Here is an 11477-nt window from a genome sequence, read left to right as displayed (position 1 = left end):
ACCCATTACAATATTATTTGAATAACACAGGTCAAAGTGGAGGCAGACCAAATATAGATATCAACGCCCCTGAGGCCTGGGATTTAATCAATACTTGTGCAAGTACAAATCAAAAGGTAAGAGTAGCTGTGCTAGATGATGGTATAGAGCCACACGAAGATTTAAGTTGCTTGTTACTGAATGGTTTAGATGTCCGTAATCGGGATAATCCTGGAAGACCTACAACATTTTTTGACTTTCACGGACAGGCTTGTGCTGGTATAATTGGTGCAAATAATGACACCATTGGTATCATTGGAATTGCTACAAATTTGGAAATACTTTCTGTAAGAATGTTAGCGGTAATGCTATGAAGACCGTGCAAACTACAACAGACAGAAAATAAAATGCCGACAATGCGACAACTACTGTTCATACTGACAACAATCCTACTGACAAGCTTAAGCGACAGTTTGTTTGCTTGTTCTTGCATTGGACAACGGACAGTTGAGGAAGAAGTTAAGCACTCGGACGCTGTTCTCGTTGGGACAATATTGTCTAAGCAACTCGTGACACTTACCGACTCCACAATTCTAAAAATGTTTCCTAATGACACGACAATGCGAAACTCACCAATGAGTAAAATGACAATAGCTCGTTACGACTTTGTTGTGACTGACATTTACAAGGGCAAAATCACAAGCGACACCTTGACAATTTACACAGGACTTGGCGGTGGCGACTGCGGGATTAGATTTGAAGTTGGCAAAAAGTATATTGTTTACGGTGAGAACGAAACATATTTCGGACAAGTAAACAATGACTTTAAGTTTCCAAAAACAAAAAACACCTTTTGGACTTACAGTTGCTTGCGGACAATGGCTTACTATCAGGACGAGATTACAGAAATTGAAAAGTATGCAAAGAGACAGAAAAACTAACGGACGACTGATGACGAATTAAGAAGCACATACCGCTAACATCGGTTTTGCGTCAGGCGGGGTGATGTGCTTCTATTGACAATTCTGTGTATAATTGAAGTGCGGTTCTTCGTATCAAGTGCAGTGCTAAAATGCCCGCCCGAACGCAAAGCCGAAAAACGATAAGTGAAGGTCTTGCATACTCAAATGTGGAAATAGCTAATAGTATAGTATGGTCTTGGCATATTGGTAAAGCAGATATATTAAGTTGTTCTTGGAAATTGGATACTCCTTCAAACTTAATTACCAATTCAATCCAAAATGCTTTAACTATGGGTAGAAATGGGAAAGGCTGTGTTGTAGTATTTGCCTCTGGTAATAGTTTTGGAAATGTACTTTATCCAGGTAACCTACCCGGTGTAATAACAGTAGGAGCAATTGATAAAAATGGAAATTTACATGACTATAGCAGTCGCGGTCCCGAGATTGATTTAGTAGCTCCAAGTGGTGGTATTATTGGAGACATTGTAACGCTTGGTAGGAATAATCAGTACATATTTAACTTCAATGGCACATCAGCGGCTTGCCCTCAGGTAGCAGGGGTAGCGGCATTGTTATTGCAAGTAAATCCTAATCTTACAGAAGCCCAAGTGCGTACTATTCTGCAAGAAACAGCCCAAGATTTAGGAGAGCCAGGGTTTGATAACAATTATGGTTATGGCTTGGTAGATGCCTATGCGGCGGTGTTAAGGGCTATTTCGAGTAATGCTCAAATTGTAGGTCCGAGTGTGTTTTGCCAAACGGCTACTTTTACGCTCACTAATGCACCTACTTGTATGAGTGTTACTTGGTCAGTGGGTCCTAATCTTAGCATTGTAAGCAGTAATACGAATACACTTGTAGTATCTACCAATGTATCGAGTAACACGAGTAGTTTTATTCAGGCTCAAGTAGGAGGCACTACAATTACCTACAATGTATTGCTCACGCCTTCGGCGGCGGCACAAATACAAAACATCATTGGACCTACTCAGGTATGGCGGGGACAAATCGTAAATTATCGTATCAATCCTGTACCAGGTGCTACGGGGTATCGTTGGTGGGTGGTGCCCGTAGATCCTGCTACATCACAGCCTATTGTGCCATACAATTGTACGGGATATTTCTGTTGAGGCTATGCACCTGGTCATAATGGTACGGGCTTGTCTTGTAGTTTTAGAGTAGGGGAGACCGATGGACAAATCTACGTAGAGGCACTAGGGACAAACCCTTGCAATAGTGGCATAGGCACGATTAGAGCCGTATATCAGGCAACGGGTTGCCCGCCCAATGGGGAAAAGTGCTACAATTTACGCATATCCAATCCTTATCCAAACCCTACGGGTAATGTGTTGCAGGTAAAAATAGAGCATAGTGAAAATGATGAAGAGGTACTGGCAATGTTTGCCCAAACACCTTACGAAATCAGGCTCTATAATGCCCAAGGGGAGCAAAAAATAAGATTGGAGAATGTTCAGGGTATAGAAACACAATTCATGGTATCACATCTGCCACAAGGTTTGTATTACCTGAAAGTATTGCACCCTGAATTTGGGATATTAGAAAAAATGATTGTGAAAGAGTAATTTCTAATCTACTCTTTCAGATAGCGATACTATTCACCCCGAGAGTAGTATCGCTTTTTTACAGAAAACTCACAAAAACTCTTTCAATTCGCCAAGGCAACTAATTTCATAAGAGGGCTTTCTATTGTGTGGGAGTTTTTTGGGATTGTAAAAAACGCAATCCAGACCTATTTGCAAAGCTCCTTCAATATCGGTGAGTAAATTATCTCCAATCATCAGGCAATTTTCTTTGGGACATTGTACTTTTTGCAAAAGATATTCAAAAATGCCTTTTTGGGGCTTTTTACAGCCTGCTTCTTGCGAGGTTACAATTTCCTGAAAGTACGACAATATGCCTGCACTTTCCATTTTTATCCGCTGAATTTCAGGAAAGCCATTAGTAATGATGTGTAACTTATATTTTTGAGAAAGATAATCCAGCATTTCTTTGGCTTGGGGCAAAAGATGAGGCTTGCGGGGTGTTTTTTCCAAATAGATTTGCGAGAAAGCAATAGATAAATCGGGGTTATGAAAATCAAACTCCTGAAAAACCATAGTAAAACGCTTTTCTCGCAACTCTTGGGCAGTAATTTGTTCGGTATCGTGTAGATGCCATAAATGAGCATTTACTTCGTGAAAAACCGCCAAAAACTGCTCTTTGGGAATAATTCGTTCATCTAAAAAGTCTTTATGCAGTTCTAAAAGGGTTTCGTTAGAATTTTTTTCAAAATCCCAAAGGGTGTGGTCTAAATCAAAGAAAATATGCTGATAACAAGCGATTTTATGCTCGGTAAAGTTCATTTTTCGCTTTTTAATGAAAAAACATTTTCACTAAACAAAGTTAAAAAATTTTACGAGCTTTTCCCAAAAGTTTGCGTATGATTTTTGCTTATATTTGCGAAAAAAGAAAATGCAAAAGTTTGTAATCGGACTTTTTTTAATGAGTTTTATGACTTGCCAAAGCAAAAAAACAATGTCCCAAAGTGCTTCTCAAGCCAAAATTTATGGTAAATGGCAACTCGTGAGCATTACTGAAAAAAACACAGGCAAAAAGCAAGATTTTTCGGATAAAAGTTTCTTTGCCACTTTTACCCAAGATGGGCGTTTGCAATACAATTTAGACGTAAATGGTTGTGAAGGGAAATTCAGCCTTGTAGGAAAAGGTGAAATTCAGATGAACGCCACCGATTTTGTATGTACGCAAGCCTGTTGCGATACGGTGCGTATCAATTATGTAGCTGTAAAACGCTATGAAATTCAAGGTAAAACCCTTAAATTATTTTCTGAGAACGAAATTTTGGAAATGAAAGCCTTGTAAGCCAGTTGGGGCATAACTGCGAAAACACAAGGTTTCCAAAAGGTGCTTTCGCAGTTGTGTAAATCATAAGCCTATTTTTGGAAGTTGAATTTGGCAAAATCTACAAGGCTATCCAAAAAGGTTCTTCCTGCAAGGTCAAAAAAGAGATTGACAGCCTTTTCTACGGCGGCATCGGTACGTTCAAAGCCTTGCGAGGTGTCTTTTAGCCAAAAATTGAGCAGATACATCACCTGCCACCACAAAATCTCGGGATAGCTTTGGTTCAGAATATTGCGGTTTTGTACTTCGCCTGTTTCAAGGGCTTCGTTGAGTAGCTCTTGGGCAAAGATTTTGAAACTCTCTTTGAAAGCCTTGTATTGCTCCTGTGAGCAAAGATTTTTGGTTTGCATTGCAATTTCTACAAAACTGCGATAGCCTTTGAGATTTTCAAGCCAAGTATAATAGAAAGCGAGTAGTTTTTCGCGTACCGAAAAACTCTGATATTGCTCATCTGTTTGTATTTGGCTTTTGGTAGTTTCAAACCAACCTTTCCAAATCTCTTGTGCCAAAGCACCTACACTGCTGTAATTTTCGTAGAAACTTTCTTCGCTGATTTCTAAAAATTTGCAAAGTTCGTAAGCACTCTGAGGCAGGCGATTGTTTTCCAAAGAAAAACGCACCAAGCCTTCACGCCAATCAATGCTTTGGGTATTTTCGGATTTATTTTTGCTTTGCTTTGCCATATTTTTTGGTTTTTCAAAATTTTTAACTATGTTTGAAGCAAGAAAGTTTGTTTTTGTGGTAAAGTTTTTATTTTTTTGCTAAAAAAACAACTCTTGCATTATTTTTGTATTGCAAAAACCTAAATTTTAGCCCAAAATAAAAAAAGTGTTATGAAAGTAGTTAGAATTTTCTTGCTTGTATTGCTAACGGTAGCTTTTGGTATGAGTGTAAATGCTCAAAAAGCTAAACCCAAAAAAGGGGTACAACCTCGCAAAGTGAATGTGCCTGCGGTGTACAGAGTGGATAGCGATAACGACGGTGTACCTGATGTACGCGACCAGTGCCCTAATACGCCCAAAGAAATGGAAATAGAAAAGGACGGGAAAAAAAACAAAGTAAAGATAGAAGTTGATGATTATGGCTGTCCCAAAGATACTGATAAAGATGGCGTGTATGATTATGAAGACAAATGCCCTGGCACTCCTGGTGATGCCCAAGCCAATATGGGAACGATGGGACCTCGTGAAAACAATGGCTGTCCTTGGGGCGATAAAGATGGCGATGGTTTTCTGGATAACGAAGATAAATGCCCCGATGTTCCGGGTGTAGCTCGTTATTTTGGCTGTCCTGCTCCTGATTTTGACGGAGACGGTGTGCCTGATGAAGAAGATGATTGTAAAGACAAAAAAGGACCTAAACACAACAGAGGATGCCCTGAAATGAAAGACTCTGATGGTGATGGCTTAATGGATTATGAAGATGGCTGCCCTGATAAACCCGGACCTCGTGAAACCAAAGGTTGCCCTAAAATTGTTTCTGCCGCCGAAGAGGCTATCTTGAAGCAGGCAAGTAAAATAGAATTTGAGTCTGGTAAGGCTACTATCAACGAAAAACTACAAAAGAAATGGTATCCTATTTTGGATAAAGTAGTTGATATTCTCAAAAGCAAACCTGAAACCTTTATGCTCATAGAAGGACATACGGATAACGTAACTCCTCAAAAATCTTCTTTCAAAGACAATAAAGCCCTTTCAGAAGCAAGAGCAAAATTTGTGATGGATTATATGATTTCCAAGGGTATCAGTGCTACTCGCTTGAAGGCTGTGGGTTATGGCGATACCAAACCTTTTGAAATAGATTCTCCTGATGCCAAGCCTCTTTCTAAACCCGAAGAAATTGCTGAGTACAACAAAACCAAACAGCAAAAAGAAATGAACCGCCGCGTGAAGATGACTATCTCTTCGGTAAAACTTTGGTAAAAAATACAATTCCCCAAAAAAACCTACAAGATTTAGTCTTGTAGGTTTTTTATGCTTTGTGCTTATATCTTGTCTTGCTTTCTGTTTCTAATCAAAGATAGTAAATTTCAAACTGCTACTTCTTGGCTGTAAATTTCGTTGATGTAGCTTTCGTATTTTTGCAAAATATTTTTGCGTTTGAGCTTGAGCGTGGGGGTAAGTTCTCCGCCTTCAATGCTCCAAGTAGCAGGCAATAGCACAAACTTTTTGATTTTCTCGTATTGAGCCAATCCTTCATTTACTTTGTCAATTTCTTGCTGATAAAGCATTTGAACTTCTGCTAAATCTACAGCTTGAGCAAGATTTTCATAGGGCAAACCCTGTTCCAAACACCAGTTTTTGAGGGCTTCTTCAAAAGGACTGATTAGCACAGCAGGAAACTTCTGATTTTCGCCAATCACCATAGCTTGCTCAATGTAAAGCGAAAGTTTAAGGTTATTTTCAATAGGTTGCGGAGCTATGTACTTTCCGCCTGAGGTTTTGAAAATTTCTTTCTTGCGGTCGGTGATTTTGAGATATTTTCCTTGTACCCACTCGCCAATGTCGCCTGTTTTGAGCCAGCCATCTTCGGTAAAAGTTTCGGCGGTGCGTTCGGGGTCTTTGTAGTAGCCCATCATTACATTATCACCTTTTACTAAAATTTCTCCATCTTCTGCAATCTTTACCTGCACGCCTTCAATTACTTTACCCACCGTACCAATTACGTAATCTTCTTTGTTGGGTGAGCCAGCAGTGATAACAGGCGAAGTTTCTGTCATTCCATAACCCTCTAAAATAGGTATGCAAGCTCCCCAAAAAATCCGTGCCAGTTTAGGATTGAGTGCCGCACTACCACAAATTACATATTTCACATAGCCGCCCAGTGCCTCACGCCATTTATCAAAAACTAAATTGTTGGCAATACTGAGTTGAACGTTGTAAAGCAAACCTTTCTTTTCTTGGGTATCGTACTGCTCGGCAAGTTCTAAAGCCCAATAAAACAGCTTTTGGGCAACAGGCGAGAGTGTTTTGGCTTTGGCAAGAATTTTCTCATAAACTTTCTCTAAAATACGAGGAACAGCCGTAAAAACGTGAGGCTGAACTTCTTTTAAGTTATCGCCAATGGTATCTAAACTTTCGGCATAATAAATAGAAATGCCTTTGTAGATATAGGCACAAGTAACGGTTCGTTCAAAAATATGGCATAAAGGCAAAAAACTCAAAGCCTTATGTTCGTGAGAGAGTACCAAACTGCTAATAGCAGATTTTACATTGCTTACTACGTTTTTATGCGAAAGCATTACCCCTTTGGGCTTACCCGTAGTGCCAGAAGTGTAAATGATTGTAAAAAGGTCGTTGGGCTGAATAGCGTTTTGGATTTGTGATAGTTCTTTTAACCTTTCACTGCTTGCTTTTTTGAGTAAAGTTCGCCAGTGTTGAGCATTAGGCAGTTGGTCAAAGGTGAAAATTTTTTCAGGGGAGAGGATTTCACTTCCTTCAATAGCTTTCAATAGTTTTTCATAAATTTCCTGATTGCCTGCAAAAACCAGTTTCGCTTCCGAGTGGTCTAAAATATAGCGATAGTCTTCTGCGGTAATAGTAGGATACATTGGAACGCTTACAGCTCCTATTTTTTGGATAGCAAAATCTACAAAATTCCATTCGGGACGATTGTTGCTGATAATAGCGATTTTATCTCCCTTTTGTACCCCAAGCTCCAGAAAGGCGGTTGCAAGCTGATTGGTGGTACTAATAAAATCTTGGGTGCTATAATGTACCCAACCACCATATTCTTTACAAGCCAAGGCATCTTTTTTAGGGAAATTTTGAGCTTGGTATTCTAGAAGGTCAAAAACACGAGTAATTTGCATAAGCATAAAGTTTTGTTCAAAAAAGAAAAGATTGGGCAAAACGAAAAATTGCCTACGTACAAATGTAGATAAAAATTATCAAACTTCAAAAATAACACCTTAAATCAAACTTTTACCAAGCCAGAGTATTTTAGAAGGTTCGTAAAAAGTCATCAAACAATATTACTTTTCTAAATCCTTGTTTTCGCAAACCTTCATACAAAAGATAGTCACGTGTTAGAAGTGGTAAGTCCAACTGCATTGCTAAGGCTACATAGCTAATATCTTTCAAGTCTATTTTTTCAAGAAGCCGCTCCGATTTGGCTAAAATACTTTGCTCCAAAACGTAATCAGGAAGAATAGTTAGTTGAGCAAATACGAAATAAGTCCAATCTATAAATTGAACATTGGACATTTTGGTCTTATCTTTCAAAATATTTTTATACTTTTCTAATTCTATGAGTGCAAAATCGGGTAGAATAAAGGTATTGAGCGTCAAAATAGGTCTATAACCTGCTTTACCACTTATTAGAATACTTATTAGCACGTTGGCATCAATAACAAAATTGGTCATTCTATGGGTATGTATTTATGTTTTTCTTGTTGCCAAGCCAAATGGCGAGCTGTTTGCCATTCTTTGTCATTTTGCAAGTCTATTGTTTTTAGTTCTTCCAAAACCTCTTTTGCCGCCGCTTTGAGCAACATTTTATTTACAAATTCCTGCAAGTAGCTTTCTACTTGTTTGTATCCAAAAGCCTGTACGATATTATCATCTAATTGTATCTTAAATTCTACCATATTGCCCTAAACTTATTTTCTACAAAAAACAAAGTTTTTTCAGACTTTGTTCTGTTTTTGCTATGTAAAGTAGGATACTGCAACTTACAAAAAATAACACATTTTCACATAGTAAGCGATGAGATTGCTGGTAATCTCATCGCTCGAACCTGAAAATCAATTTAATCTTGGTCTGTTTTTAAGGATTGAAAGAAAGTGCTTTTTCTACCATATTTTTTGAGCCTATGTATAGGGGTACTCTTTGGTGTATGGCAGTGGGTTCTATGTCCAGAATACGCTGTTTGCCGTCAGAGGCTACGCCCCCTGCTTGTTCCACGATAAAGGCAAGGGCATTACATTCGTGCATAAGGCGAAGTTTGCCGTTTTTATCTTTGGTAGTAGCAGGATACATAAAAATTCCACCTTTAAGCAGATTTCTGTGGAAATCGGCTACCAAAGAGCCTATGTAGCGAGCTGAATATTTTTTTTCTTTGCAATATTGCAGATAGTTTTTCACTCCTTCGGAAAGGTCGTTGTAGTTGCCTTCGTTGATAGAGTAAATTTTGCCATCTTGGGGAGTTTGTAAATTGTGCTTGGAAAGAATATACTCGCCCAAAGAGTTTTCGTAAGTAAAGGCATTTACGCCGTGTCCGGTGGTATAAACAAGCATTGTAGAGGAGCCATACAGCACATAGCCTGCTCCTACTTGTTCAGAACCTTTTTGCAAGAAATCTTCCAAAGTAGGGGCTGTACCCAAAGGACTTTTGCGGCGATAAATGGAAAAAATTGTTCCAATAGAAACATTTACATCAATATTGGAAGATCCATCGAGAGGGTCTATGGCTACTACGTATTTACCATTCAGGTTGCCTGTATCAATAAAATCGTCTTCTTCTTCGGAAATAATACCACAAACTTCGCCGCCATTTTTCAGAGCTCTGATAAAACGCACATTCGCAATCACATCAAGTTTTTGTTGTTCTTCACCTTGTACGTTTTGCGTTCCATAAGAGCCAGTAATATCAATCAGCCCTGCTCTATTGATTTCTCGGTGAATGATTTTGCTTGCCCAAGCAATATCACGCAAGAGTTGCGATAGGTCGCCTGTGGCATTAGGGAATTGGGCTTGGTCTTGCTTGATGAACCTATCCAAGGTTCTGCCCACAGAAGGAACGTGAGGAGTAGTGTTACTCATAATTTTGCTTTTTGGGTGAATACTCTGAAAATTGCTTGCAAAATTACGATTTTTTTAGTTTTATACTCAAAATTATTTGATTAAGTCATATTCATTGATTATTCGAGTTTACTTTATGTAAGTGTAGCCGCACTATTTTCGCAAACAAGAATAATTGAGAAGTATATCAAAACCTCCTTCCAAATAAAAGAAAGATGCAAGCCAAAAGCTTGCATCATTTTTGTAATTAAAAGCTTTGAAATGTAAAAAACTAAAACTTTGCTTTTTTATCAATTTCTAATCTACCTGTAACAATTGTAGTATCACTATGCTGACGTCCTTCTACAATCATCGCCTTAAATTCTGCTTCCATAGATTGCTCATTTTCTCTTAAAATATGAAAGTTATATTCATCTGCATATCTTTCATCAAGCCAAGTGGCTGCATAAGTTGCTTCGGGGCGTATCAAACTGATACTATATGTTTTAATATCGTCCCAAAAGTGGTAATTTTGCACCAATTTAGTATGATGGGTGGTTGAGGATTTTTTTCTTGCAAAAGAAATGAGCGTTTGTATTTCAGCATTATTATTCTTTTGGTAGCCAGTGATACGAATAAATCGTAAATCTTTTACATTATCGGATTGAGGTTCCTGAATACCAACAGATACCTTCTCGTAACTGATAGTCCGAATATTTCCTTGATTGTCGGAAATGGTGATTTGCATTGTACCAGCCGATTCATCTATATCTTTTCGTTTGCAGGCATTAAGAGCCAAAATAATCGCAAAAAAAGCAAGGATTTTTTTTAGATTTTTCATAAATTTAATAAGTTTTGAGCCAATTTGCACCTGGTACATAAAGACCTCTGCCACCTGTGTATATTAAGCTGGGTCCTTGACCGTGTGAAGAAACATACAAATGCATCAAGTAACTATTGAAACTATAAGTCCATTTGCTTGGGTCAATTAAATGACTACTACCATACACTTCATTGAGATAAAATTCTTTATTTTGATTGCTTGTAGTATAAGGTTCATTAATGTAATGGTTACGTGATGTGTAAGATTGATTATTATAACTTGAAGAACCATTAAAATTATTCACAAGAGTCGTTCTATTTTCGCCTGCTGGTGTCCAAATAGGAGAGCCAAAGGTTCGTCTTTTTAAATACTCTAATTTCATCCGCATATACAAAAAAGAACCACTAGAAGAAGTACCTGGCAACTTAAATTTTGTTGCGGCTATTTCAAATACTTGTTTATATGTATGTCCGCCAAAGTGATATTCATATTGATATTTAGCATCTGCATAATTCCTTCCATTTTCTCTATTTTCAACCAAAATATTTTCAAAGTTATAACTTGGAATTTCAATTAGCAATCTTTTATCAAATACTCCATTGACTTTTAGGCTATTTTCTTGTGAATAAGGGATCTCATAGCTTTTACCTTCACTTACAAAAACAATGATGTTTCCTACTTGAAATTCAGCTTTTGAATTCAGTATTACCTGAAAAAAATTAGGTAGTTCAAGACAACTATCACACAAAATAAGAGGACTTGCACTACTATCATTCAAAATTTGACGATTGAACCTTCGCCAAGAAACATAATTTGGAAAAGCATTTTCAAAAGAGTCAATACTTTGAGGATTTTTAGTTAAATAGTTTAATAGATTTTTGAAAACTTCGGAATTTTCAAAGACTAGCCTGCCATTTTCAAATCTAACTTTACTATTAACTCGCTTTTGATAATTATCTGATATGTTAGGTTCAATAATATTTTCAGGAACAAGATTACAGGAAATCAAAAGCGTAAAAGAAATAAACGTAATGAGTACGTTGAAAAATTTAAGAATTGAATTGAATTGAATTG

At 37.7% G+C, this 11477-nt stretch carries 14 protein-coding genes; 6 read left to right on the top strand and 8 right to left on the bottom strand.

Annotation, left to right across the window (positions count from 1 at the left end):
• From ACWITO_RS09570 to ACWITO_RS09555, 4 genes are all read left to right on the top strand, one after another.
• A partial coding sequence (locus ACWITO_RS09570) for a S8 family serine peptidase (protein ID WP_448529769.1) occupies window positions 1–353 on the top strand: 353 nt, incomplete at its 5' end.
• Between the two features lie 42 nt (window positions 354–395).
• Window positions 396–920 (top strand): hypothetical protein, encoded by a 525-nt coding sequence (locus ACWITO_RS09565; RefSeq protein WP_448529768.1) that lies wholly within the window; start codon window positions 396–398, stop codon window positions 918–920.
• Window positions 921–1051: 131 nt separating this feature from the next.
• Entirely contained in the window at window positions 1052–2071 is a 1020-nt protein-coding gene (locus tag ACWITO_RS09560) for a S8 family serine peptidase (RefSeq protein ID WP_448529767.1), read from the top strand.
• Between the two features lie 30 nt (window positions 2072–2101).
• The gene (locus tag ACWITO_RS09555) at window positions 2102–2524 is read left to right on the top strand and encodes a T9SS type A sorting domain-containing protein (RefSeq protein ID WP_448529766.1); all 423 of its coding nucleotides are present in this window, start codon (window positions 2102–2104) and stop codon (window positions 2522–2524) included.
• Window positions 2525–2593: 69 nt separating this feature from the next.
• Here the strand turns inward: ACWITO_RS09555 and ACWITO_RS09550 are convergent, their stop codons facing one another.
• Window positions 2594–3304 carry a YjjG family noncanonical pyrimidine nucleotidase gene (locus ACWITO_RS09550; RefSeq protein WP_448529765.1) on the bottom strand — a complete coding sequence of 237 codons (711 nt, stop codon included), beginning with the start codon at window positions 3302–3304 and terminating at the stop codon, window positions 2594–2596.
• A 109-nt stretch (window positions 3305–3413) separates the two neighbouring features.
• Between ACWITO_RS09550 and ACWITO_RS09545 the strand changes: the two genes are divergently transcribed.
• Entirely contained in the window at window positions 3414–3821 is a 408-nt protein-coding gene (locus ACWITO_RS09545) for an META domain-containing protein (protein WP_101358969.1), read from the top strand.
• 71 nt (window positions 3822–3892) lie between these two features.
• Here ACWITO_RS09545 and ACWITO_RS09540 read toward each other — a convergent pair whose 3' ends face one another.
• Window positions 3893–4543, bottom strand: a complete 651-nt coding sequence (locus ACWITO_RS09540; RefSeq protein ID WP_448529764.1) for a TetR family transcriptional regulator C-terminal domain-containing protein — start codon at window positions 4541–4543, stop codon at window positions 3893–3895.
• A 150-nt stretch (window positions 4544–4693) separates the two neighbouring features.
• Between ACWITO_RS09540 and ACWITO_RS09535 the strand changes: the two genes are divergently transcribed.
• Window positions 4694–5782, top strand: coding sequence for an OmpA family protein (locus ACWITO_RS09535; RefSeq protein ID WP_448529763.1), 1089 nt, complete (start codon window positions 4694–4696; stop codon window positions 5780–5782).
• A gap of 107 nt (window positions 5783–5889) precedes the next feature.
• Here ACWITO_RS09535 and ACWITO_RS09530 read toward each other — a convergent pair whose 3' ends face one another.
• The 6 genes from ACWITO_RS09530 to ACWITO_RS09505 form a co-directional block, all read right to left on the bottom strand.
• Entirely contained in the window at window positions 5890–7671 is a 1782-nt protein-coding gene (locus tag ACWITO_RS09530; protein WP_448529762.1) for an AMP-dependent synthetase/ligase, read from the bottom strand.
• 130 nt (window positions 7672–7801) lie between these two features.
• Window positions 7802–8224, bottom strand: coding sequence for a PIN domain-containing protein (locus ACWITO_RS09525; protein ID WP_448529761.1), 423 nt, complete (start codon window positions 8222–8224; stop codon window positions 7802–7804).
• Window positions 8221–8448: a hypothetical protein gene (locus ACWITO_RS09520; protein ID WP_448529760.1), complete on the bottom strand. Its 228-nt coding sequence runs from the start codon at window positions 8446–8448 to the stop codon at window positions 8221–8223. Before ACWITO_RS09520 ends, ACWITO_RS09525 begins: the two co-directional genes overlap by 4 nt.
• A 178-nt stretch (window positions 8449–8626) precedes the next feature.
• On the bottom strand, window positions 8627–9622 hold the full coding sequence (gene fbp / locus ACWITO_RS09515; protein WP_448529759.1) for a class 1 fructose-bisphosphatase: 996 nt from the start codon (window positions 9620–9622) through the stop codon (window positions 8627–8629).
• 250 nt (window positions 9623–9872) lie between these two features.
• Window positions 9873–10421, bottom strand: coding sequence for a hypothetical protein (locus ACWITO_RS09510; RefSeq protein ID WP_101358973.1), 549 nt, complete (start codon window positions 10419–10421; stop codon window positions 9873–9875).
• A gap of 4 nt (window positions 10422–10425) precedes the next feature.
• Window positions 10426–11477 (bottom strand): hypothetical protein (locus tag ACWITO_RS09505; RefSeq protein ID WP_448529758.1); only part of this gene is annotated, 1052 nt, incomplete at its 5' end.

It is taken from the genome of Raineya sp. (genome assembly GCF_053497555.1).
Note: the sequence above shows the minus strand (reverse complement) of the source record. Positions and strands in the feature narration are given on the sequence as shown.